The organism is Pseudomonas sp. GNP014, assembly GCF_054344005.1.
Window position 1 is genome coordinate 4,852,732 of the sequence record NZ_JBTGUS010000001.1, and the last position, 26,480, is coordinate 4,879,211.

A 26,480-nucleotide genomic window follows, 5' to 3' on the forward strand; every position below is an offset into this window, starting at 1 on the left:
TACGCCAGCACGTCGCTGTCGGCTGTCGGGGGCAGCACTTCCTCCATCGGCAGTTCGGCCCGACGCCAGACCACTTGCACCGGTGCATCCAGCCCTTCCCAGAACACCGCAGTGCGCAGGATGTCGTGGCGTTCAATCACGCTTTGCAGGGCGTTGGCGAACGCCTGAAAGCGTTCACGGCTGGCAAAGGCGAAGTGCGACTGCATGACATACGGATCGCCCTCGCCGCCACTGGCGTGGTGATAGAGAATGCCTTCCTGCAGCGGCGCCAGCGGATAGATGTCCTGCACGTTGGCCGCGCCGCCGGGCACTTGCTCAACGAGACGGTCGATGGTGGCCTGGTCGAGTTCGACCAGGGTCAGCATCGCCGGTGTGATGCGTGTCGTCCCCGGAACAATGCCATTGGCCGGCACCTCGACCTGCCCGTGTCGGGTGGCCGAGTATTGCCCGGCCTTGATCAGTTCGATCAGCGCCGGTTTGTGCTCGCGCAACAGCGCCAGCAATGCCGGATCGCTCAAGGCCTGTTTGTTGCCGTTGACCCGCAACTGGTCATCCGTGACCGCCAGCTGAATATCTTTAGCCTTCAATGTGGCCAACAGTTCGATCACGTTCACAGGACGATCTCCATTCTTTCCGTAATTGCGGCGTAACCGGCCAGGGTCGGATGTTCGAACAACGACCTGACATCGGCTTCCATGCCTTCCTGACGCAGCCGGCCGATCAGACTGACCGCCAGCAGCGAGTGACCACCCAGTTCAAAGAAATGGTCGTGACGCCCTACCCGCTCGACGTTGAGCAGTTCGGCCCACAGGCGTGCGAGGGTGACTTCCACTTCGCCGACCGGGGCTTCATATTCGCGGGTTGGCAACGCGCCTTGATCCGGCGCCGGCAGCGCCTTGCGGTCGAGTTTGCCGTTGGGGCTGAGCGGCAACGTGTCGAGATGCACGAACACGGCAGGCACCATGTAGTCCGGCAAATGCTCCAGCAGGTGACTGCGCAGAACGTCGATTTCGAGGCGGGCGCCGGTGTAATACGCGACCAGACGCTTGTCGCCAGGTACGTCTTCGCGAGCCAGCACGGCGGCTTCCTGCACACCATCGACCTGAGTCAGGCGGGCCTGGATTTCACCGAGTTCGATGCGCAAGCCGCGGATCTTCACCTGATCGTCGTTGCGGCCGAGGTATTCGATATTGCCGTCGGCCAGATAGCGCGCGACGTCGCCGGTGCGGTACATGCGTCCTTTTGCTTGAAATGGATCGTCGAGGAAGCGTTCGGCGCTCAGCTCCGGGCGATTCAGATAACCACGGGCCACTTGCACGCCGCCGATATACAACTCGCCGACCACGCCTTGGGGCACGGGCTGTTGTTGCGCATCGAGGATGTACATCCGGGTGTTGGCGATCGGTTTGCCGATCGGCGTATTGTCCGGAGTTTGCTCCAGCGGCCCGGCGCAATCCCACGCGGTGACGTCCACCGCCGCTTCGGTCGGGCCGTACAGGTTGTGCAATTTGCTGCCCGGCACTTGCTGTTTGAAACGCCGAACGATGCTGCCCGGCAAGGCTTCGCCACTGCACATGACCTGACGCAATCCGCTGCAACGCGTGGTGTCGCCGTGGGTGAGGAACACGTCGAGCATCGACGGCACAAAGTGCAGCGTGGTGATGTGCTCGCGCTCGATCACTTCGCTGAGGTACTGCGGATCCTTGTGCCCCTCGGGCCTTGCCATGACCAGTCGGGCGCCGGTCATCAACGGCCAGAAGAACTCCCACACCGACACGTCGAAACTGAACGGCGTCTTCTGAAGTACGGAATCGGCTGCCGTCAGCTGATAAGCGTCCTGCATCCACAACAAGCGGTTGACCACCCCGGCGTGTTCGTTGATCACACCTTTGGGTTGCCCGGTGGAACCCGAGGTGTAAATCACGTAAGCCGTGTGGTGCGGGGTCAATTCCGGTGCTGACAGATTGTCCGCCGGTTGCGATTGCCAGTGCGGCTGATCCAGATCGATCAGCGGCACCGTGACGTTACCGAGCAACGAGCGAGTCGAACCCTGCACCAACACCGCCAGTGGCGCACTGTCCTCCAGCATGTAGGCCAGACGCTCCAACGGGTAAGCCGGGTCCAGAGGCACGTAACCGCCGCCGGCCTTGAGAATCGCCAGCAGCCCGACCACCATATCCAGACTGCGTTCGACGCAGATCGCCACCCGCGAATCGGCCTGCACCCCCACCCCGCGCAAATGCCGCGCCAGTTGATTGGCCCGCGCATTGAGTTCGGCGAAGGTCAGCGACTGCTCAGCGGCCACCACCGCCGGCGCCTGCGGCGAGCGCTGCACTTGCGCCTCGAACAGCCCATGAATCGTCTGCTCCAGATCGTAATCGACGTCAGTGGCATTGAGGCCGAACAGCAGTTGCCGACGTTCGCCATCCGGCAACACCGGAAGACGGTTCAACGCCTGCTGCGGTGTCTGCTCCAGCGCCTCGACCAGCCCCGACAACGCCTGTTGCAGGTAGCCACAGACCCGCGCCGCGCCAATGCGCGAAGGGATCATCGCCGTGAGGTAAAAGCCCTGGCCGAGGTCATCGACGTTCAGGCTCAGCGGATAGTTGGTGCGCTCTTCGCTGGAAAGATTATGGATGCCTTGCCAGCTCAGGCGAGCGGCCTGCTGCTGTTCCTCGCTGACGCTGTGGCGGTAGTTGAGCATGGCGCTGAACAGCGGCGCCGGCGCTGCCACACCGCTGCAACGCTGGGCCAGCGCCAGTGACGCATGTTCGTGGCCGAGCAACGCGGTCAGTCGGGCGTGGGTCGCACGGACGCCGGCACGCACCGGGGTGTCGCCCAGATCGACGCGCAACGGCAAGGTGTTGATGAACATGCCCAGGCCGCGATCGGCACCGCTGCCGCCCTGCATCCGGCCCAACAGCACGGTGCCGAACACCACGTGCTCCTGCCCGGAAGTCGCGGCCAGGACTTGCGCCCACGCCAGGTGGAACAGGCTGGCGACACTCACCCCCAGTTGCCGCGCCTGGCCACGCAAGCGCAAGGCCAGGGCTTCGGGCACGCTCTGGCGCACTTCTTCGATGTCACTGCCGTCGCCGTGTACGTCAAGCAGACCGAACGGCAGTGTCGGCTCGTCAATGTCACCGAGCATCGTGCGGAAGAACGCTTCATGTTCCTGCTCACTGACGCCCAGGCGCGTCTGCGCCACGTAGTTGCGGTATGGCACCGCCGGCAGCGGTGGCTGGCCGTGGCCGAAAAGGATCACCTGCATTTCTTCCTGCACCACGGCCAGCGCCGTGTGGTCCATGGCGATGTGATGGAACAGCAGCATCGCGACCACCCGCTCATTGGCCGGGTCGTGCGCATGGACCAGACGAATCAACGGTGCCTGACTGAGCTCGATGCGGTAATGCCGCGCGTCGAAACGCTCGTACAACTGCGCCAGAACATCGCCGGCCGCCGGGTCGAGGATGACCTCCTGCACCGGCAGTTGCGCCTCACGCCAGACCACTTGCACCGGCGTCGCCAAGCCCTCCCAGACCACCCCGCTGCGCAGGATGTCGTGACGGGCCATGACCTGACGCAGCGCGGCGGCGAAGGCTTGCAAGCGTTCGAGGCTGTCGAATGCAAGGCGCGATTGCAGCAGGTACGGATCGCCCTGCGCGGCGCTCAAGTGGTGATAAAGAATGCCTTCCTGCAGCGGCGCCAACGGGTAAATATCCTGCACGTTGGCCGCGCCACCCGGCACCGTCGCGACCACCCGCTCGATGCTCGGCTGATCCAGTTGCAGCAACGTCAGCATCTGCGGGGTGATGTGCGTGCATCCGCTCGGAATCAGGTTGGCCGGCACTTCGACTTCGCGGCCGCTGCCCACGGCGGCGGCCAGCGCGGCGAGGGTCGGCTGGCTGAACAGCACGCGCACGTCGGTGCTCAGGCCGAGCTGACGCATACGTTCGATCAGGCTCACCGCCAGCAGCGAATGGCCGCCCAGTTCGAAAAAGTTGTCGTGACGCCCGACCTGCTCGACCTGCAACACCTCGGCCCAGACCTGCGCCAGCGCGGTTTCCACTGAACCTTGCGGTGCAGCGTATTCGCGGCTGAGCCAGGCGTCCTGATCCGGTTCGGGCAAGGCCTTGCGGTCGAGTTTGCCGTTGGCGGTCAACGGCAGCGCCGACAGGCGCACATAAGCGGCGGGCACCAAGGCCTGCGGCAAGCGTGCCTGCAGATGCAGGCGCAGGTTCTCGATGTCGACTGCCGTGCGCGCCGTGAACCAGGCGATCAAACGCGCCTCGCGCACCAGCACCACCGCGTCCTGCACCGCCGGATGACTCGACAGCGCGGTGTCGATTTCCCCCAGTTCCACGCGCACGCCGCGCAGTTTGACCTGATCGTCGTTACGCCCCAGGTACTCGATATTGCCATCGGCCAACCAGCGCGCGAGGTCGCCGGTGCGGTACATGCGCGCCTGCGGTTCGTCGCTGAACGGGTCTTCGAGGAAGCGTTCGGCGCTCAGGTCGCGGCGGTTCAGATAACCCCGGGCCACCCCCGCGCCACCGACGTACAACTCACCCGTCACGCCCACCGGCACCGGCCGTTGCTGATCATCGAGCAGGTAGACTTTGGCGTTGCTGACGGGCCGGCCGATGTGCAGCAGCCGGCCGGCATTGATCTGGCCGGAGGTCGCGACCACCGTGGCCTCGGTCGGACCGTAGTTGTTGATCACCGCAAAGCTGTGTTCGCGGGGGAACTGGCGCAGGCGATCGCCGCCAATCAACAACGTGCGCAGCGTCGGGTGCTGCAGCTCGCGACTGAAGGCGTATTCGGCGATCGGAGTCGGCAGGAAGCTGACCTGCAACGGTTGCGCGCACCACCAGTCGAGCAAGTCGTCGAGGTGTTCGTTGCCGATCAACTGCGGCGGCAAATGCAGGGTCGCACCGACGCACAGCGCCGGCCAGACTTCCCAGGCCATCGCGTCAAAACCGCAACCGGCGACACTCGCGGTGTGGCTGCCCGCACGCAGGTCGAACGCCTCGCAGTGCCAGTGCACGAGGTTTTCCAGGGTCGCATGTTCGACCATCACGCCTTTCGGCTGGCCGGTCGAACCCGAGGTGTAGATCACGTAGGCCAGATGCGCCGGGGTCAACGTCGGCAGTTGCGGATTGGCGTCGGACAGGTGCTGCCAGATGTCCTGGTCGAGGTCGATCACCGGCACCCGGCCCAACAGCTCACGGGTCGAGGCCTGTGCCAGCACCGCCACCGGATCGCTGTCCTGCAACAGGTAAGCGATGCGTTCCGCCGGGTACGCCGGATCGACCGGCACGTAACCGGCGCCGGCCTTGAGGATCGCCAGCAGCGCCACCAGCATTTGCGGGCTGCGTTGCAGGCACACGGCGATCCGGTCGTCCGGTTGCACGCCGAGGCCGAGCAAGTGATGGGCCAGGCGATTGGCCTGCTGATTGAGTTGCGCATAGGTCAGTTGCTGCGCGCCCTGCACCACCGCCAGAGCCTCTGGTTGTTGCGCGGCCTGCACTTGCACCAGCGCCTGAATCGTTGCCCCGCGCGGGTACGCCGTCGCTGTCGGGTTGAAGCCGACCAGCAAGCGCTCGTATTCCTCCACCGGAAGAATCGGCAAGCGGTTGAGCGGACGTTGCGGCGCCTGTTCCAGCGCGTTCACCAGATGCTCCAGCGCGGTGTGCATGTAGCCGCAAATGCGCTGCGCGCCGATCTGCGTCAGCGCCAGCACCGCGAGGGCGAAGCCTTCGCCCAGGTCGTCGACGCTGAGGGTCAGCGGGTAGTTGCTGCGCTCTTCGCCGCCGAGTAACTGCACACCTTCCCAGATACCCTGACCGTCACGCGGCTGCGCCTCGGCCGCACTGTGCCGGTAGTTGAGAATGGCGCTGAACAGCGGCGCCCCGGACACCGCGCTGCAGCGTTGGGCCAGCGCGAGTGGCGCATGTTCATGGGCCAACAGCGCGGTCAAGCGTGCGTGTGTGGCCTTGACCGCGCCTTGCACGCCTGCGCTGACGTCCACGCGTAACGGCAAGGTGTTAATGAACACGCCCAGCGTGCGGTCGGCGCCCTCGCCGCCCTGCAGACGGCCCAGCAGCACCGTGCCGAACACCACGTCGCGGCGGTTGGCAAGCACGCCCAATACCTGCGCCCAGGCCACGTGCATCAGGCTCGCCGGACTGACGCCCAGTTGCCGGGCCTGCTCGCGCAGACGCCGTGCCAGCCCGGCATCGACGGTTTGCTGCGCCTCCTCGATGTCGCCGCCATCGCCTTGCACGTCGTGCAGGCCGAACGGCAGGGTCGGCTCGTCGATATCGCCAAGCATGTCGCGGAAGAACGCTTCGTGCTCCTGCTCATTGGCGCCCAGCCGCGCCTGCGCCACGTAGTTGCGATACGGCATCGGCGCGCCGAGGCTGTCGGCCTGATCGAACATGAACGCACGCATTTCCTCGCCCACCACTGCCATCGCGGTGTGGTCGAGGATCAAGTGCTGGAACAGGATAATCGCCACCACCCGCTGCTGCGTCGGGTCCTCGGCATAGACGATGCGCATCAGCGGCGCCTGGCTGAGGTCGAGGCGGTGATAGCGCGCATCGAAGCGTGCGTGCAACTGTTCGAGAATGTCACCTTGCGCCGGGTCCAGCGCCACCGCTTGCACCACCAGCGGAGCCTCGCGCCACACCACCTGGTGCGGACTCGACAGTCCCTCCCAGACCACGCTGGTGCGCAGGATGTCGTGGCGTGCGATGACCTGCTGCAAGGCATTACCGAACGTGCGCAGACGCTCGACACTGTCGAACGCCAGTCGCGATTGCAGCAGGTATGGATCACCCTGTTCGGCGCTCAGGTGGTGATAAAGAATGCCTTCCTGCAGCGGCGCCAAGGGGTAGATGTCCTGCACGTTGGCCGCGCCACCGGGCACCGTGGCGACGATGCGTGCGATGCTCGGCTGATCGAGTTCGGTCAGGCTCAGCATGTCCGGGGTGATGTGCGTGCAGCCTGGCGGGATCCGGTTGGCCGGGACTGCAATTTCACGACCGCTGCCCACAGCGGCGGCCAGTGCTGCCAGAGTCGGCTGGTTGAATAACACACGCACGTCGGCGGCGAGGTCGATCTGGCGCATGCGTTCGATCAGGCTCACCGCCAACAACGAATGCCCGCCCAGTTCGAAGAAGTTGTCGTGGCGCCCGACCTGCTCGACCTTCAGCACGTCGATCCAGATCTGCGCCAGCGCGATTTCCACCGCACCGTGTGGCGCCTCGTATTCGCGGCTGAGCCACGCACCGTGCTCCGGTTCCGGCAAGGCCTTGCGATCAATCTTGCCGTTGGCGGTCAACGGCAAGGCCGCCAGCCGCACGTAAGCCGCGGGCAAAAAAGCGTCGGGCAGGCGCGCCTGCAAGTGATTGCGCAACTGTTCGATGTCAACCGCCGAGCGCTCGGTGAACCAGGCGATCAGGCGCCCATCGCGCACCAGGACCACAGCTTCCTGCAACGCCGCGTGACTGCCGAGCGCGGCTTCGATTTCACCGAGTTCGATGCGCACGCCGCGCAATTTGACCTGATCGTCGTTGCGCCCCAGGTACTCGATATTGCCGTCGGCCAGCCAGCGCGCCTGATCGCCGGTGCGGTACATGCGCGCCTGCGGGTCATCGCTGAACGGGTCAAAGAGGAACTGCGCAGCGCTCAATTCGGGGCGATTCAAATAGCCACGCGCCACGCCCGCGCCGCCGACATACAACTCGCCCGCCACGCCCACCGGCACCGGACGCTGCTCGGCGTCCAGCAAGTACACCTTGGCATTGGCGATCGGCCGGCCAATGTGCAACGGCTGGCCACACTCTACCCGCCCGGAAGTCGCGACCACCGTCGCTTCGGTCGGACCATAGTTGTTGATCACCTCGAAGCTTTGCAGGCGCGTGAACTGGCGCAGGCGATCGCCACCGATCAACAGCGTGCGCAAGGTCGGGTGCTGCAACTGACGGCTGAAGGCATATTCGGCCACCGGTGTCGGCAGGAAGCTCACCTGCAACGGCTGCGCGCACCACCAGTCGAGCAACTCGTCCAGGTGCTCGTTACCGATCGACTGCGGCGGCAGGTGCAAGGTCGCACCGACGCACAGCGCTGGCCACACTTCCCAGGCCATGGCGTCGAAACCGAACCCGGCGACACTCGCGGTATGACTGCCGGCCTGCAGGTCGAAGGCTTCGACGTGCCAGTGCACGAGGTTTTCCAGGGTCGCATGTTCGACCATCACCCCTTTCGGCTGGCCGGTGGAACCGGAGGTGTAGATCACATAGGCCAAATGGTTCGGCGTCAGCGCCGGTATCCGCGGATTGGCATCTGACAGGTGTTGCCAGCGTTCGCTGTCGAGATTGATCAGCGGTACGCCACCGAGCAGGTCGCGGGTCGAGGCCTGGGCCAGGATCGCCACCGGCGCACAGTCCTGCAACAGGTAGGCAATGCGCTCCGGCGGGTACGCCGGATCGACCGGTACATAAGCGGCGCCGGCCTTGAGGATCGCCAACAGTGCGACCAGCATGTCGGGGCTGCGCCGGGCACACAGGGCGATCCGGTCGTCGGGCTGCACGCCAAGGCCGATCAGGTGATGCGCGAGGCGATTGGCGCGCTGGTTGAGTTCGCCATAGCTCAATTGCTGCGTACCTTGCACCGCCGCCAGGGCCTCGGGATGGGCCACCGCTTGCGCTTCAAAAAGACGCTGTACGGTTTGCGCAGGCGGGTATTCACGCCCGGTGATGTTGAACCCGACCAGAACCCGCTGCCGCTCGCTGGGCGACATCACCGAAATCTGCTGCAGCGCAGTGGCCGGAGCGTGCTCCAGTGCTGTCAGCAGGTTGTGCAGCGCGGTTTGCAGGTAATCGCAGACCCGCACGCCATTCACTTGCGGGACGGCTTGCACAGTCAGGCCAAAGCCTTCACCGAGATCGTCAACGCTGATCACCAATGGATAGTTGCTGCGCTCGCGGGAACTCAGCACCTCGATGCCATCCCACGCCACGCTCGCCGATTGTGCCGCGCTGTGGCGATAGTTGAGCAAGGTGCTGAACAGCGGCAGCGCCGCCGATACACCGCTGCAACGCTGGGCCAGCGCCAGCGAGGCCTGTTCGTGGCCCAGCAGTTGCGCCAGCCGCTCGTGGGTGGCGCGCACACCGTCCTGCACCGCCATCGCCCCGACGCTGACCCGCAGCGGCAAGGTGTTGATGAACATGCCCAAGGCGCGGTCGGCGCCCTCGCCGCCCTGCATGCGCCCGAGCAAGACCGTGCCGAACACCACCTCGTCGCGGCCCGACATTTGCGCCAGCACCTGCCCCCAGGCCTGGTGCACCAGGCTGGCGGCGCTGATCCCGAGCCGGCGCGCCTGTTCGCGCAAGCGCCGGGCAACGCCGGCGTCCAGCGCCTGCACTGTATCGACAATGCTGCTGCCGTCGCCATGCACGTCTTGCAGACCGAAGGCCACGGTCGGTTCTTCGATGTCGCCGAGCATGTCGCGGAAAAACGCTTCATGCGCCTGAGCACTGGCGTCCAGTTGCGCCTGCGCCACGTAGTTGCGGTACTGCACCGGCGCCGGCAGTTCGCGAGCGCCTGGTTGCAGGCTGTCGCTCATTTCTGCCAGCAACACCTCGAGTGCGGTGTGGTCGAGGACGATGTGGTGCAGCAACAGGATGCCGACCCAGCGCTGGTGTTCGCGGTCTTCGCTATAAGCCAGGCGCATCAAAGGCGCACGGCGCAGGTCGAGGCGGTAGTGACGCGGATCGAAACGCGCCTGCATCTGCTCCAGCACGTCGCCTTCGAGCAGGTCGGCATCGACGCGCTCCAGCGCCAGCGGCGCTTCGCGCCAGACCACCTGCAGCGGTTCTTCCAGGCCTTCCCAGACCACGCCGGTGCGCAGAATGTCGTGCCGGGCGATCACTGCATTCAGTGCGCGAACGAAGGCCTCGATCTGTGGCAGACCCGCGAAGGCGAACTGCGCCTGCAGCACGTACGGGTCGCCGGCGCTGGTCGCCAGGTGGTGATAGAGAATCCCCGCCTGCAACGGTGCCAGACCGTAAATGTCCTGCACATTGGCGACGCCGCCGGGCACCGTGGCCACGACGCGGTCGATGGCGGCTTGATCCAGTGAGACCAGTGGCAGCAAGTCCGGGGTGATCCGTGTGCAATCGGCGCTGATCCGATTGTCCGGCACCACGAGGCGATGGCCGCTGCCGAGCGTCGCCGCCAGTGCCGCCACGCTTGGCTGGCCGAACAGCACGCGTACGTCGCAGTGCAGATCGTGCTGACGCATGCGCTCGATCAGTTTTACCGCCAGCAGCGAATGGCCGCCGAGTTCGAAGAAATTGTCGTGACGGCCGACCTGTTCGACACCGAGCAGGGTCTGCCAGAGGCCGGCAATCAGCGTTTCCACGCCACCCGACGGTGCTTCAAAACCGCGCCGGGCGAACGCATCGCTCTCAGGCTGCGGCAAGGCCTTGCGATCCAGCTTGCCGTTGGTGGTCAGCGGCAACGCATCGAGGCGTACGAAGGCGCTCGGCACCATGTAGTCGGCCAGCGACAGCAGCAACGCGTCGCGCAATTGCGCGGCACTCGGCGCGGCGTCTTCTGCGGCCAGCCAGTAAGCCACCAGCCGCTGATCACCGGGGCTGTCTTCGCGGGCGATGACCACCGCTTCACGCACACCGTGGCAGGCCGCAAGACGCGCTTCGATTTCGCCCAGTTCGATGCGGAAACCGCGAATTTTCACCTGATCGTCATTGCGCCCCAGGTATTCGAGGCTGCCGTCTGCGGTCCAGCGTGCGAGGTCACCGGTCTTGTACAAACGGGCGTCGGTGCGGCCGCTGAACGGGTCGGCAATAAAGCGCTCGGCGGTCAGCGCCTGGCGATTGAGGTAGCCACGGGCAACCCCGGCACCGCCGACGTACAGCTCACCGATGACGCCGGCGGGTACCGGTTCGCGTTGGGCGTCGAGCACGTACAGTTGCAGGTCGGGAATGCCCACACCAATCGGGCTGCGCCCGACCAGATGCGCATCCGCCGCGGCCAATGGCCGATAGGTCACGTGCACGGTGGTTTCGGTGATGCCGTACATGTTCACCAGGCGCGTGCCGGCATTGCCGACCCGCGCATACCACGGCTTGAGCAGGCCCGGTTCCAGGGCTTCGCCGCCGAACACCACTTCGCGCAACGAGTGCTGTAACGGGCTGCGCCCCTGCGCGGCGATCAACTGGCGGAAGGCACTCGGGGTCTGATTGAGCACGGTGACGCCGCTGCGGCACAGCAACGCGTAGCAGTCGTCCGGGGAACGGCTGACCGCTTGCGGCACCAGCAGCAACTGGCCACCGAAGGCCAGCGCGGCCCAGATTTCCCACACCGAAAAGTCGAAGGCAAAGGAATGGAACAGTGCCCCGACATCTTGCGGGTTGAAGTTGAACCACGGCTGGGTCGCCGCGAACAACCGCACCACGTTGCGGTGCTCGACCATTACGCCTTTGGGCAGACCGGTGGAACCGGAGGTATAGATCACATAGGCCAGATGGCTCGGCAGCAGTTCAGGGATGTACGGATTGCTGGTCAGTTCGGCGTGCAGTTGCACACTGTCGAGGTCGATTTGCACAACCTCGGCACCGGCCACGCGCTCGGCGGTGTCGGCCTGCATCAACAGCGCCACCGGGGTGCTGTCCTCAAGGGTGTAGGCGATGCGTTCCAGCGGATACGCCGGGTCGATCGGCACGTAAGCGGCGCCGGCCTTGAGCACGCCGAGCAGGCCGACGATCATCTGCGGGCCGCGCTCGACGCAAATCGCCACCCGGTCATCCGGGCGGACACCGCGCGCCAGCAAGTGATGCGCGAGCTGGTTGGCGCGGCGATTGAGTTCGCCGTAGCTCAGGGTGTGCCCGCCGAACATCAGCGCCGGCGCTTCGGGCCGGGCCCGTGCATGGGCTTCGAACTGTTGGTGGATCAGCGGTGATTCGGGGAAGCGCGGCGCCAATGAACGGTCGCCATGCAGGAGTTTTTCACGCTCGGCTGCCGGCAGGATATCGAGGCTGTGCAGCGGCGTATTCGGCGCCGATTGCAGAGCGTGCACCAGACTGTGCAGCGCGGTGTTCAGGTAACGGGCGATGCGCTCGGCACCGAGGACCGCGTCCGCCAGCGCGGTAATGCGCAAGTCTTCACCGAGATCATCAATATTGACGGTCAACGGGTAGTTGGTGCGCTCACGGGCGCCCAACACCTGCACGCCAGGGGCCAGATCGCTGACCTCGGCGACGTCTTCCGCGCTGCTGTGCCGGTAGTTGAGAATCGCGCTGAACAGCGGTGTCGGCACCGCGACGGCGCTGCAGCGCTGGGCCAGTGCCAGTGACGTCTGCTCATGGGCGAGCAATGCAGTCAGGCGCCGATGGGTCGCCAGCACCGCCTCGCGCGCCCCGTCCTGCCCGACATCCACGCGCAGCGGCAACGTGTTGATGAACATGCCCAGCGCTTGCTCGCCGCCCTCGCCTGCCTCCATCCGCCCCAGCAGCACGGTGCCGAACACCACCGCCGTGCGCCCGGACAACTGGCCGAGCACCCGGCCCAGCGCCAGGTGCATCAGGCTGGCGACACTGACCCCGAGCTGGCGCGCCTGGCCGCGCAGTTGTCGACTCAACTCGGGCTCAAGCATCAGCAAGGCTTCTTCGATGGCCTGGCCATCGCCTTGCACATCCTGCAAACCGCAGGGCAAGGTCGGCTCGTCAATGTCGGCGAGCATCTCGCGGAAGAACGCCTCATGGAACTGTTGGTCGAGGCCCAGGCGCGCCTTGGCCAGGTGATCGCGATACGGCACCGCCGGCCCGACCTGCGCGGCCTGGCCGAGCAGGTGCGCACGGGTTTCCCGACGCACCACATCGAGGGCGACGTGGTCCATGATCAGGTGATGAAACAGCAACAGCGCAACCACACGCCCGTTCGCCGGGTCCGCCGCATACACCAGACGCAGCAGCGGCGCCTGCTGCACGTCAAGACGGAAGGTGCGCGGATCGTGACGTTCGAGCAGTTGCGTCAGCACGTCGACACCCGGATCGAGCCGGACTTCTTCGCAATGCAGCGACGCATGGCGTTGCACCACTTGCAGCGGTTCATCCAGGCGTTCCCAGACGAACGAGGTGCGCAGGATGTCGTGGCGTTCGATCATCCACTGCAGCGCCTCGGCGAAAGCTTCCAGACGCTCACGACTGGCGAAGGCGAAGCGCGCCTGCGACACGTAGGGGTCGCCAGCAGGCGCCGACAGGTGCAGGTACAGCATGCCTTCCTGCAACGGCGCCAGCGGGTAGATATCCTGCAAATTGGCAGCGCCGCCCGGCACGCTGGCGACGATACGGTCGATGGTCGGCTGATCCAGCGTCACCAGCGGCAGCATGTCCGGGGTGATGCGAAACGCCGGGCTCAACCAGTCGCCGCCGTGACGGGCGACCAGTTCCAGCAGTTGCGCCTTGTGCGCGGCGAGACTGTCCCACACCGCATCATCCAGCGCGTCGTCGCTGCCCAGAATGACCAGGTCTTCATCTTCCTGTTGAAGGCGGATCGCATGGGTGGAAATAACAGCCATCAGTTCGCTGAATTGCATGGGATAACCTGCTGTAAATACGAGAAAAATGAGCGCGCAGCCGCGAGTCCGTGCGAACTGCGCGCAGCCTGGAAAAACTAAAACATCGGGGCATGGGGGGCTGACATGGGAAGCGGGGACAAGCCACCTTCCCTGCCGACGAGTTGCCGAATACCTGTGGCGAGGGAGCAAGCGCCCTCGCCACAGGTTCGATGTCAGCCGTAGTGGACGGCGCCGGACTAGAGCCGGCGTTTGCGGTTGAGGCTCGGGATGGTGGTTTTCGGGATGACCACTTGCTGCGCCTCTCGCGTGGTGCTGAGCGCCAGCGCAGCCAGCGTCGGCTGACTGAACAGCGCCCGGGCATCGGTGTGCAAACCGTTCTGGCGCATGCGCGCCACCAGGCTTACAGCGAGTAACGAATGCCCGCCGAGCTCGAAGAAGTTGTCATGCCGCCCGATCTGATGGACGCCGAGCACCTCGCCCCAAATCCGTGCCAGCGTGGTTTCGACTTCACCCTCGGGCGCCACGTAAGGCCGGTTGATCAGCGCGTCCGCCCCCGGTTCCGGCAAGGCTTTCCGGTCGATCTTGTCGTTGGGCGTCAGTGGTAAAGTGTCGAGCCGCACAAAGGCTCCGGGCACCATGTATTCGGGCAGCCGCGCCAGCACATGGGTGCGCAAGGTCTCCAGCCCCGGTGCTTCTGCACCGCAGCGCACGGTGTACCAGGCCACCAGACGCTCGTCGCGCACCATCACCAGCGCTTCACGGATCGCTGGATGTTCGATCAGCCGCGCCTCGATTTCCCCCGGCTCCAGGCGCAAGCCCCGCAGCTTGATCTGGAAGTCGTTGCGGCCGAGGAACTCCAGCTCGCCATGCGGGTTGTAGCGCACCAGATCGCCCGTGCGGTACAGCCGGTCGCCTGGCACAAACGGGCTGTCGATGAAGCGCTCGGCCTGCATCTCGGGCAATCGGTGATAACCGCGCGCCACGCCGACCCCGCCGATGTGCAACTGACCGCTGACGCCTTGCGGCACCGGTTGATCGTAAGCGTCGAGTACGTACAGACGGGTGTTGCTCAGCGCCTTGCCGATCGGCACCAGATTCTCCGGCACCGGCAGGTGCGGCTCCAGCGTCCATCCGGTGCTGTCCACCGTGGTTTCGGTCGGGCCGTAGACGTTGTGCAAACGCACCCATGGCAACCGGGCACGCACCTGCCGCGCCAGTGCCGCGCTGAGTTCGCCGCCACCGTTGAGGACATCAGTGAGGCTGGTGCACTGCTCGACGTCGTCCTGTTCGATGAACTGCTGCAGCAACGCCGGGACGAACTTGACCACCGTCACTTGATGCTGGCGAATGGTCTGCACCACGTACGCCGAATCACGGTTGCCATCCGGTCGGGCCAATACCAGACGCATGCCGGAACACAGCGGCCAGAAGATCTCCCACACCGAACTGTCGAAGCTGAACGGCGCTTTTTGCAGCAGCGCACCGTGCCCGGTTGGCGGCGAAATGACCGAGCCCCAGTGCACCATGTTGCAGGCGCTGCGGTGTTCGATCATCACGCCTTTGGGCAGGCCTGTAGAACCCGAGGTGTAGATCATATAGGCGAGGTTCGCGGCGCCGAGGCCGGGCACCTGCAGATTGCTCGCGGGTTGCTGGTCCCACGTGCGGCGGTCGAGGTCGAGCAGCGGCACCCCCGGCTCGCCCAACAGTTGCCGCGTGGCGCCATGCACCAGCAGGGCAACCGGCGCGCTGTCCTGCAACATGTAATTCAGACGCTCCAGCGGATAGTCCGGGTCCAGCGGCACATAGGCGCCCCCCGCCTTGAGGATGCCGAGCAAACCGACCACCAGATCCAGCCCGCGCTCGACACAGATCGCCACCCGCGCATCCGACTGTACGCCGAGTTCGCGCAAGTGGTGGGCCAGGCGGTTGGCGTGCTCATTGAGCTGGCGATAAGTCAGGCTGCGTTCACCGCTCTGCAGCGCAATAGCGTTCGGTTTGCACCGCACCTGCGCTTCGAACAAAACGTGCAGCGGCTGTTCCAGCGGGCAATCGACCTCGGTGGCGTTGAACGCGATCAGCAAGCGTTGCAACTCCTCGGCCTGCAGGATCGGCAAACGGTTCAGCGGCTGTTGCGGTGCCTGTTCCAACGCCTGCACCAGGCCGCTCAGCGCGGCTTGCATATAACCGCAGATCCGCTGCGCGCCGATCTGCGCCACGGCCCTGCCGGTGAGGCGCAAACCGTTGCCGTAATCATCCACGCTCAGGGTCAGCGGATAGTTGGTGCGTTCTTCGTTGGCCAGGGTTTCGATGCCTTGCCAGGCTTGCCGCGACGGTTCCAGCAGTTGCGATTCATCGCTGTGCCGGTAGTTGAGCAGCGCGCTGAACAGCGGCGCCGGTGAGGCGACTCCGCTGCAACGCTGGGCCAGCGCCAGCGACGCATGTTCGTGCCCGAGCAGTGCGGTCAGTCGTGCATGGGTAGCGCGCACAGCGTCGAGCACCCCGGCGTCGACGTCGATACGCAGCGGCAATGTGTTGATGAACACCCCCAACGCCCGGTCGGCGCCCTCGCCGCCCTGCATCCGCCCCATCAGCACGGTGCCGAATACCACATTGGACTGGCCGGACGTCGCCGCCAGCACCCGCGCCCACGCCAGATGGATCAGGCTCGCGACGCTGACCCCGGCCTGACGCGCCTGATGGCGCAAACGCTGATAGACCTCTGCCGGCAGCGCCTGCTGCGCCTCGTCGATGCCGCAACCATCGCCCTGCACTTGCTGCAGGCCGAACGGCAGGGTCGGCGCGTCGATATCCGCCAGTTGTTCGCGGAAAAACGTCTCGTGCTCCTGCTCGCTGACACCCAGGCGCGCCTGCGCCACGTAGTTGCGATACGGCACCGGCGGCGCCAGTTCCACGACCTGCCCGCAGAGGCTGGCCTGCAACTCGCCGCGCATCACTTCGAGGGCAATGTGGTCCATCGCCAGGTGATGAAACAGCAGAATCCCCACTACCCGACCCAACGCCGGATCCTTGGCGTACACCAGACGCATCAGCGGCGCCTGACTGACGTCGAGGCGGTAACGCCGGGCGTTGAAGCGCGCATGCAACTGCTCGAGGACCGGGCCGTTGGCCGGGTCGAATTCGACTTCCTGCAACGGCAGAATCGCCTCGCGCCAGACCACTTGCACCGGCGTGCTCAGGCCCTCCCAGAGCACCGCCGTGCGCAGAATGTCGTGGCGCGCCATGACCTCGCGCAGCGCTGCGGCGAAAGCCTCGACGCGCTCAAGGCTGTCGAACGCCAGTTGCGATTGCAGCAGGTACGGATCGCCCTGGGCGGCGGTGATGTGGTGATAGAGGATGCCTTCCTGCAGCGGCGCCAGCGGATAAATGTCCTGCACATTGGCCGCCCCGCCGGGCACCGTGGCGACGATGCGCTCGATGTCCGCCTGCGCCAGTTGCACCAGCGGCAGCAGCGCCGGGGTGATGTGCGTGCAGTCGGCAGCGATGCGGTTGGCCGGCACCTCGACTTCACGCCCGCTGCCGACCGAGGCCGCCAATGCGGCGAGGGTCGGCTGACTGAACAACACGCGCACGTCACTGCTCAAGTCGAGCTGACGCATGCGCTCGATCAGTATCACCGCCAGCAAAGAATGCCCGCCCAACTCGAAGAAATGGTCGTGACGCCCGACCCGTTCGACTTGCAACACTTCCGTCCAGATTAGCGCCAGAGCGATTTCAACCTCGCCTTGCGGCGCTTCATATTCGCGGCGGATCAGGTCCTCAGGCCCGGGCGCCGGCAGCGCCTTGCGGTCGACCTTGCCATTGGCGGTCAGGGGCAATGCCGGTAGACGCACGTAGGCGCTCGGCAGCATGGCACTGCTCAGGCGACTTTTCAGGTGCGCGTGCAACTGGTTGATGTCCAGCGGCGCCTGCTCGGTGAACCACGCCCACAACTGCCCGTCGCGCACCAGCACCACGGCTTCGCGCACCGCCGCATGGCTGGCGAGTGCGCTCTCGATTTCTCCCGGTTCGATGCGTACGCCACGGATTTTCACCTGATCGTCGTTACGCCCCAGATACTCCAGCGTGCCGTCGTTGCGCCAGCGCGCCAGATCGCCGGTGCGATACATCCGCGCATCCGCTTCGCGGCTGAACGGATCGCGCAGGAAGCGTTCGGCGCTCAGGTCCGCACGGTTCAGGTAACCGCGAGCCACGCCGGCCCCACCGACGTACAACTCGCCGGCCACGCCTGGCGGCAGCGGTTGTTGCTGATCATCGAGCACATACACCGTGGCGTTGCTCACCGGCTTGCCGATGTGCAGCGCCTGCCCGGCGGCGAGGCGCCCCGAGGTCGCCACCACCGTGGCTTCGGTCGGGCCGTAGTTGTTGATCACCGCGAACGATTGCGGGCGCGGGAGCTGGCGCAGGCGATCGCCACCGATCAGCAGCGTGCGCAAGGTCGGATGATCGAGCTGGCGGCTGAAGGCGTATTCGGCGATCGGGGTCGGCAGAAAACTCACCTCGAGTGGTTGCGCCCGCCACCAGTCGAGCAGCGCACCAATGTCTTCGCTGCCCTCGCTGGCGGGTGCCAGGTGCAAGGTCGCGCCCACGCACAGCGCCGGCCAGACTTCCCAGGCCATCGCATCGAAACCGAACCCGGCGAGGCTCGAGGTCTGGCTGCCGGCCTGCAGATCGAACGCGTCAGCATGCCAATCCACCAGATTGCACAGGGTCCGGTGCTCGACCATCACCCCTTTGGGCAGGCCGGTGGAGCCGGAGGTGTAAATGACATAGGCGAGATGTGCCGGGGTCAGTCCGGGCACCTTTGGCGCGTCACTATCAGTGGCCGGCCAGCTCGGGCGATCGAGTTCGATCACCGACACCGACAACGCCGGCAGATGCCCGCGCAAACCACGCTGGGTCAGCACCGCCCGCGGCGCGCTGTCCTCCAGCAGATAGCTCAGGCGCTCGGCCGGATGCGCCGGGTCGAGCGGCACATAGGCGGCGCCGGCCTTGAGAATCGCCAGCAACCCGACCAACGTGTCGAGACCGCGCCGGGCGACGATCGCCACCCGGTCATCCGGGCGCACACCAAGGTCGAGCAAATGATGAGCCAGCGCGTTGGCCCGTTGATCAAGCTCGGCATAGGTCAGCGATTGCCCTTGCTGCACCGCCGCCAGCGCCTGCGGCCGTTGCGCCACCTGCGCCTGGAAACGCTGATGGATCGTGCTCACCGCCGGGTAGCTCACTCGCGTCGCATTCCACTGTTGCAGCAGCGCCTCTTCCTCAGGCGTGCTCAGACTGAAATCCGCCACCGGCAAGTTCACCGCCTCCAGCCCTTGTTCCAGAATCAACAGCCAGCGTGCGGCCAGGGCCGTGATCTCCTCGGCGCTGAAATACGCCTCGCTGTAAACCAGGTACAAATGCGCGTCGTCGTTGACCTGATTGCTCAGCAGGTGCACCGCCAGCGGCGTGGCCTCCTCCATGTTGGAGGCCTTGATCATCCGCCCCGACGCCTCACCGTAGCGATAATCGTGAGCGCCCTGCTCGTAGGACACCGTCACCTCGAACAACTGCGAGCGCTCCTCACGCAGCAGGCCCAGGGCGCGGTTCATCTCACTGACCGGGAAACGCTGATGGCGAAAATCCTTTCTGAGCTCATCGCGGATCGCCCTGACCAGTTCACCGAACGTGCGCTGGCGACCAAACGCCATGTGGACCGCACTGATCTGCGCGAACAGCCCGAGGGTGGATTTGAACCGTGCACCGCCGCGATTGAGAATCGGCAGGCCGACCACCCATTCGTCACGCTGCGCCGTACGGCTGAAATACACGTGCAGCGCCGCCAGCAACACATGGAACGCCGAAGCGCCAACGCCTCGAGCCACCTGCTTCATGCGCTCGTGCAACAACGCCGGCAAGGGTTGCGTGAACACTTGGGTCTGAACGGTTTTGCCGGCGCGGCTCGGTTGGTGGCGTGGCAGCAACAGCGGCTCGGGCAATTGCCGGTATTTGTCCAGCCAGTACCTGCGGTCCAGCGCGTAACGGGGCGACGCGCGATAGCGCGTATCGTCGGCGATGAAGTCGAGGTAGGACGGTGCCGAGGCCGGCGCCGGTTGGCCGTTCGCCAGCGCGTTATAGATATCGTCCAGCGACTTGAACATTTCGCCGAAGCTCCAGCCATCAATGATCAGGTGATGGGCCTGAACGGACAGCCAGTGGCGCTCATCATCCAGGCGGATCAACAGAAAACGGAACAGGCAGCCGCCGCCCAGCACGAAGGGCTGATCAATACGCGCCTGAACCAATGCCCGCGCCGCCGACTCCGGGTCGGCCTGCGCCGACACATCGTGAATCGGCATCGGCACCGGCCATGCGCGGGCAAACCGCTGCAACGGCAAGCCATCGACGCCGGCGCCCGGCAGTAGCACCGTGCGCAGGGCGTCATGCCGGGCCACCAGGCCTTCGAGCGCTGCCTGCATCCGTGCCGGATCCAGCGGACCGCTCAGCTCCAGGTACCCGCCGATGTTGTACAGCGGCGAATCGCCGCGACTCAGCTGATCCAGCCAGATGTCCAGCTGCGCTGCGGTCAGGGGACACGTCTGGGTCGATGCGGACGGCGTGTCCACCGCTGGGGCAGAAATAGGCGGCATAAAGTCCTTCTCATGAAATTTTGCGCCTATTCAAGCATCGGCCCCGACGCCGACATGACACGTGAAACCCGGACAACCCAGCACCCTCCCAAGGCCTGTCAGCCCCGGTTGCCGCTGATCCGACAGGAAGCTTCTAAAAGTTCGGAGAGGAAACGCTGAAATACTTGTAGGAAAAATGCCACAAGCCAGCGCAGCCATCGGCCAGCGCAATGCTCGCACCGCAGCTTAATAGTCCCGGCTTTCAAGGCTTTGCAGTGACCGAACAGTCACGAAAGGCGTGGCATCTGTACCGGATAACGTCAGAAGCCCGGCGCCAACTTTCCGAAATGATGGCACTTTGTGTCCCTGTTTTCCCCTACAGACGTAGGACAAATCCATAGGCTTAAATCCCGCTCCAGATCATGTTCAAGGAGAAATGACTGCGTGGGCGGCTTTTACTTAGACGGCAGACGATTCAGTGATGGCTCTGAACCAGGGATGACAAGGATATGAATCTGACCGGCAGTATTCGCAATATGGAAAACCCGCATTTCTACTGGCAACTGGGTGAGCTGATTGCCAGCACCGGGGACGATCACTTTGCCGCGAACATGTTTCAGCTGGTCGACACGCTGGTGCCGGTCGACGGCGTCGACCTCAGCGAGTGGACGCTGGATGAGCGTCAGGCCAGCGTGGTCGAGATCAAGCCGCTGGGCAGTGCCGGTTTACCGCAGACCTGTGCGCCGGCCGACCCGCTCGAACGGGCCGATGACCATCCGTTGTTGCCGAAGATGATCGAGATGAATGACTCGCTGCTGATCCAGCTCAGAGCCTCGCTGCAACCTCGCTACCCGCAACACAATGCGCATCAGTGCAATCTGGTGTCGCGCATGTCCAACCGCCGCTGCGTCATTTCGTTTTACCGACCGCATACCCGGCGGGTGTTTTCACTGCCGGAGCTGTCGTTTCTCAAAAGTCTTTCGGACACCCTGCTGCCACTGATCGAACGCCATGCGCACATCAGTCGGCAAACCCTCGCCCGCCAGCCACGCCTGCCCCAGGCCGAACTCGATCAGGCACCGCTGGCGCTGGTGTTCGATGAGCGCCTGGCGATGAGTGGCGTCGTCCTTTCGGCACGCGAAAAGGAAGTCTGCCTGGGCTTGCTGACCGGCGGCACGGTGCCGCAAATCGCCGAGAAACTGCGGGTGAAAAACAGCTCGATCGAGACGTACCTCAAACGGGCGGCGGCCAAACTCGGGGTCAGTGGCCGGCATGGGCTGGCGCGATGGATGGCCGGGGCCTGACTTCGAACTGCGTGAGTACCTTGGTGGCGAGGGGATTTATCCCCGCTGGACGGCAAAGCAGGCCGCGCTTTTTATCGTCCAAAAGAGGGGCTGCTACGCGCCCCGACGGTGATAGATCCCCTCGTCACAGGGTGTTCTCAGCACAGGATCTTTCTCAACACACAAGCCCATCACCCCCCGTTTTCCTTGCAAGCATCTCCCCTCTTTCATGCACGAGGCTGTTCGATGTCTACCTTGCGACTTTCCCTGCTGTCCATGGCCATGCTGCTGGGCGGCTGTTCCCTGATTCCCGAGTACCAGCGCCCGGCATCGCCGAGCGCCGCGCAATACCCCACCGCCACACAACCGGCAACACCCAACGAAGACTGGCGCACGCTGTTCAACGACCCGGCCCTGCAACAGCTGATCGAGTCGGCACTGGTCAACAACCGGGACCTGCGCGTGGCCGCGCTGAACGTCGAAGCCTTCCAGGCGCAATACCGCATCCAGCGCGCCGACCTGCTGCCGGCGGTGTCGGCCAATGCCAGCGAGTCACGCCAACGTATGCCCTCCAGCGTGACCAAAGGCAAAGCGCTGATTAACTCGACCTACGCGGTCAACCTCGGCATCAGCGCCTATGAACTGGATTTCTTCGGCCGCGTGCGCAGCCTCAGCGAGCAAGCGCTGCAGAGCTGGCTGGCGACGGAAGAAGCGCGACGCAGTGCGCAGTTGAGTCTGGTGGCCAACGTCGCCAATGCTTACCTGACCTGGCGCGCCGATCAGGAGTTGCTCGAACTGACCCGCGACACCCTTGCCGCCGACGAACAGAGCCTGCACCTGACCACCCGTAACCGCGAGGCCGGCAAGTCGTCGGCGCTGGAACAGGCGCAGGCGAAAACCAGCGTCGACAGTTCGCGGGCCAATCTGGCGCGTTATCAGCGGCAGGTGGCGCAGGACCTGAACAGCCTGACGCTGCTGGTCGGTGCGCCCGTGCCGGCGTCGTTGCCCGCCCGGCCGCTGGCCAGCGAACTGGTGCAGCAAGTGCCGGCGGGATTGCCGTCGGATCTGCTGCAACGGCGCCCGGACATTCTTCAGGCCGAATACAAACTCAAGGCGGCCAACGCTAACATTGGCGCAGCGCGGGCGGCGTTTTTCCCCAGCGTCAGTCTGACGGCCAATGCCGGCACCTCGAGTCGCGATCTGTCCGGACTGTTCGGCAGCGGCTCCGGCGCCTGGACCTTTCAGCCACAGATCAGCCTGCCGATTTTCAATGCCGGCAGCCTGCGCGCGAGCCTGGATTATTCGAAACTGCAGAAAGACGTGGCGGTGGCCGAATACGAAAAGTCGATCCAGACCGCGTTTCAGGAAGTCGCCGATGGCCTCGCCGCGCGCACGACGTATCAGCAGCAATTACAGGCGCAGCGCGATCTGGTCGAGGCTACGCAGACCTATTACAACCTGGCGCAGAACCGTTATCAGAATGGTGTCGACAGCAGCCTGACGTTCCTCGATGCCCAGCGTTCGCTGTTCAGTTCGCAACAAGGCCTGATCACCGATCGGCTGGCGCAGCTGGTGGCGGAGGTCAATCTGTACACCGCGCTGGGCGGTGGCTGGCAGGCTTCGGAAGCGACGATTCAATAAGTACCCGTCACTTTTTCTTACACCTTTTGTCGCCCGATCCTATGCGGTGCGGCGATCCATGGCCGGCGCCTGCCCTCAGTTTGGTATCATGCGCCGCTTTTAAGGTTAACCCCCCGCCGGTCCTGCCGACTGACGGGCTGCAAAAGGCGGTATTAGATGACGGCTTTGTTGACTCGCCGCAAGGTGCTTGCGGGAATGGGCGTGCTCGGGCTCGGCCTGCTCGCCGGCTGCGACACCCGCGGCCAACTGTCGTACAAGTACGGCAAGGATTTGAGTAACAAGATCATGGGGCGCACCTTCAAACTGAAGAACACCGACGGCGAAACCATGACGCTGTCGAGCTTTCGCGGCATGATGCCGATGGTGTTCTTCGGCTTCACCCAGTGCCCGGCAGTCTGCCCGACCACCCTCGCCCGTGCGGCGAAAATCAAGAAGCTGATGGGCAAGGACGGCGACCGCTTGCAGGTGATCTTCATCACCCTCGATCCCGAGCGCGACACCCCGGAAATCCTCGACGCCTACATGAAAGCCTTCGACCCGACCTTCGTTGCGCTGTACGGCACGCTTGAGGAAACCGCGGCCACGGCCAAGGAATTCGACGTGTTCTACGAGAAAGTCCCGGCCGGCGACACCTATACCATCTCGCACACGGCCACCAGCTATGTTTACGACTCCAATGGCGGCTTGCGCCTGGGTCTGTCCACCTCGCTTTCGGCAGAAGAATGCACAGAAGATTTGCTCACTGTTATGGAGGTTTGCTGATGCAACCTGTTATGAATCACATCAAACGCGCGGTACTCGGTCTGTCCCTGCTGGGCCTGGCTTTCCAGGCATCGGCACAGACCACCGTCAGCGACGCCTGGGTCCGTGCGACCGTACCGACCCAGTCCGCCAGCGGCGCGTTCATGACCCTCACCGCCGACAGCGACAGCAAGCTGCTCAGCGTAGCCACCCCAGTGGCCAAGGATGTGCAGATCCACGAAATGACCATGAAGAACGACGTCATGAGCATGGGCCCGGTGAAATTCATCGAACTGCCGGCCGGCAAAGCCGTCAAGCTTGATCCGAATGGCTACCACGTGATGCTGATGGGCTTGAACGGTCAGTTGAAAGAAGGCGAAACAGTGCCGCTGACCCTGACCGTGGAAAACGCCAAGGGCGAGAAAGAAACCGTTGAAGTTAAAGCGCCGGTTCGCGCACTGACCAACATGGAAGGTCACGATCACAGCAAGATGCATTGATCTGACATCGCGTTCACAAAAAAGGGGCGACCTGATCGTTGATCAGACCGCCCCTTTTTTGTTGCCGGTGCGCGTCGCCTTAACGCTTGCGGGCCAAGGCGTTGCGCACGCTTTGCCGTGACATCCCCGTGCCGGAACGGGTCACGGTTTCACCTGCGGTTGCCTTGGCCAACTGTTTCTTGCGCCTGGCCACCTGACGCCACTGGTAACCGAAGTATCCGCCTGCAACCACCAACCCCAGCCAACCGAAGACCGAACCGACGAAGAACAACAGTGCGAGAGTGATCCACACGGTTTTCGAGGTAAACAATTTCACACTGTCATCGACAGGCACCGCTTCAACCGGCGCCTGTTGCGCCAGCGGAATCTGCTGCACCCCCTCCTGATCAAAACGCAAAACAAAGTCCGCCCCGGGCACCGCAACGTCCAGTTGATTGCCTTGAGCGGTATGCACCCGCACCTCGCCATCGACGAGCGACACGGAGCTGAAACTGATCTGGGTTTCACAGCGAATCTCGCCGTTGACCAGGGTCACGACCGTTCGTTGACCATCGGGGGTGTCGCGCATGTCGATTCCTTGAGCATTCCACGTCGGACGACGTGCGAAGGGAAAGTCCGTTGGGCGCGAATGCTACTGAGTGGCCATTACTCTGTCCAGAAAGCCCCGCCCCCCTCATTGTTCATCGTTCACTTAGCTCCCCGCGCCAGCATGCGCCTCTTCAAAGAAGTAATCCTTCCAGCTCCCCGCCTTGTTCTTCAGCACGCCCAGCTCTTGCAGTTTCTCGGCGTAGATAAAGGTGCGCTGCGGGACCACGGTGAAGTCGATTTCCGGGTCCTTGACGATTTGTTCGACCAACGCCAGCGGCAGCTTCGATTGCTCGACGCGGATGTACGCCTGGGCCGCGGCAGGTTTGTCGGCCTTGATGATCGTCTCCGCTTCCGCCAGTGCGTCGTAAAACGCCTTGTAGGTTTTCGGGTTTTCGTCGTGGAATTTTTCGGTGGTGTACAACACGTTGAACGTGGCCTGGCCGCCGAGTACGTCATAGGAACTCAGCACTTTGTGCACGTTGGGGTGTTGCAGGGCCTGGTACTGGAATGGCGGGCTGGAGAAATGCGCGTTGATTTCCGAACCGCCGGCAATCAGCGCCGCCGTAGCGTCCGGGTGCGGCAGGCTGACCGAGATGTCGTCGAATTTCTTGTACTGATCGTCACCGAACTCCCTGGCGGTTTCGATCTGCAAGGTACGCGACTGGAAGCCGACGCCGGCAGCGGGCACGGCAATGCGGTCCTTGTCGCTGAAGTCCTTGAGGGTCTTGATGTTCGGGTTGTTGGTCAGCAGGTAGTTGGGCATTGAGCCGAGGGCGGCGATGGCCTTGACGTTCTGTTTGCCCTTGGTGCGATCCCACACGGTCAGCATGGGGGGCACGCCCGCAGACACTACATCCAGTGAACCGGTGAGCAGCGCTTCATTCATCGCAGTCGCGCCAGAGATGCTGTTCCAGTCGACCTTGATATCGAGGCCCTGTGCCTTACCGTGCTTTTCGATCAGTTGCTGATCGCGCACCACATCGAGAATCAGGTAACCGATGCCGAATTGCTGGGCAATGCTGATCTTGCCTTCAGCCTGGGCGCCGCTGCTGAACAGCGCGCCCGCTGCCAGGGAAGCGGCCAACAGAGTCAGCGCGGAACGTTTGAACGGTGTGGCCATGACTACCTCGCAGCAGGGGGTGGTGTGCTGAAAGGCATGACTTTATCGCTATAAAAAACAGAAATTAAATACCTTTATTGCATATGGATAGCACGCGATTGTCGGGCCGGCATAAAGCAATTCCTGTCGGCGCTGTCGAGCTAAACGAGACTGCGATCTTTTGATCTTGCGTTAAGAAATCAAAGTCAAAAGATCGCAGCACCTACAGCGAAATCACCGCCAGTAAACAGCCTGAAACAATAAAACCGTCGCACATCTGCAGCGACAAACCAGCCGAACGCGCTCCGACAGGCGCGCCCATCAAGGCTTCGGACCTGCCGCCCACCCTTCAAGAGCGGCCCCGCCACCGAATCAGCCGTGCGTTTAAAAAGG

Annotated in this window: 9 protein-coding genes (1 of these 9 running past the window's edge); 4 read left to right on the plus strand and 5 right to left on the minus strand. The window is 64.0% G+C overall.

Annotated elements, in window-relative coordinates; all coding sequences use genetic code 11:
* From ACXX9E_RS21800 to ACXX9E_RS21810, 3 genes are all read right to left on the minus strand, one after another.
* Positions 1 to 614, minus strand: the start of a protein-coding gene (locus ACXX9E_RS21800) for a non-ribosomal peptide synthase/polyketide synthase (RefSeq protein ID WP_458556170.1). 17,215 nt of this gene lie to the left of the window's left edge; 614 of the gene's 17,829 nt are visible here — the first part of the coding sequence; its start codon is at positions 612 to 614; its stop codon lies beyond the left edge, outside the window.
* Positions 611 to 13,624, minus strand: coding sequence for a non-ribosomal peptide synthetase (locus tag ACXX9E_RS21805; RefSeq protein WP_458556171.1), 13,014 nt, complete (start codon positions 13,622 to 13,624; stop codon positions 611 to 613). The genes ACXX9E_RS21800 and ACXX9E_RS21805 overlap by 4 nt, the downstream gene beginning before the upstream one ends.
* A gap of 218 nt (positions 13,625 to 13,842) precedes the next feature.
* Complete coding sequence (locus ACXX9E_RS21810) at positions 13,843 to 20,256, minus strand: non-ribosomal peptide synthetase (protein WP_458556172.1); 6,414 nt, start codon at positions 20,254 to 20,256, stop codon at positions 13,843 to 13,845.
* 488 nt (positions 20,257 to 20,744) lie between these two features.
* Here ACXX9E_RS21810 and ACXX9E_RS21815 point away from each other — a divergent pair, with 488 nt between their 5' ends.
* The 4 genes from ACXX9E_RS21815 (at position 20,745) to ACXX9E_RS21830 (ending at position 24,400) form a co-directional block, all read left to right on the plus strand.
* Positions 20,745 to 21,539 carry a helix-turn-helix transcriptional regulator gene (locus tag ACXX9E_RS21815; RefSeq protein WP_267800747.1) on the plus strand — a complete coding sequence of 265 codons (795 nt, stop codon included), beginning with the start codon at positions 20,745 to 20,747 and terminating at the stop codon, positions 21,537 to 21,539.
* 225 nt (positions 21,540 to 21,764) lie between these two features.
* Positions 21,765 to 23,159: an efflux transporter outer membrane subunit gene (locus ACXX9E_RS21820; RefSeq protein WP_123462836.1), complete on the plus strand. Its 1,395-nt coding sequence runs from the start codon at positions 21,765 to 21,767 to the stop codon at positions 23,157 to 23,159.
* Between the two features lie 156 nt (positions 23,160 to 23,315).
* Positions 23,316 to 23,921, plus strand: a complete 606-nt coding sequence (locus ACXX9E_RS21825) for an SCO family protein (RefSeq protein ID WP_186748641.1) — start codon at positions 23,316 to 23,318, stop codon at positions 23,919 to 23,921.
* Positions 23,921 to 24,400 carry a copper chaperone PCu(A)C gene (locus ACXX9E_RS21830; RefSeq protein WP_128615983.1) on the plus strand — a complete coding sequence of 160 codons (480 nt, stop codon included), beginning with the start codon at positions 23,921 to 23,923 and terminating at the stop codon, positions 24,398 to 24,400. Before ACXX9E_RS21825 ends, ACXX9E_RS21830 begins: the two co-directional genes overlap by 1 nt.
* A gap of 79 nt (positions 24,401 to 24,479) precedes the next feature.
* Here ACXX9E_RS21830 and ACXX9E_RS21835 read toward each other — a convergent pair whose 3' ends face one another.
* Together ACXX9E_RS21835 and ACXX9E_RS21840 are read right to left on the minus strand one after the other, a co-directional pair.
* Positions 24,480 to 24,968 (minus strand): hypothetical protein, encoded by a 489-nt coding sequence (locus ACXX9E_RS21835; RefSeq protein WP_267800741.1) that lies wholly within the window; start codon positions 24,966 to 24,968, stop codon positions 24,480 to 24,482.
* 123 nt (positions 24,969 to 25,091) lie between these two features.
* Complete coding sequence (locus ACXX9E_RS21840; RefSeq protein ID WP_336346443.1) at positions 25,092 to 26,108, minus strand: ABC transporter substrate-binding protein; 1,017 nt, start codon at positions 26,106 to 26,108, stop codon at positions 25,092 to 25,094.
* Between the last annotated feature and the right edge of the window lie 372 nt (positions 26,109 to 26,480).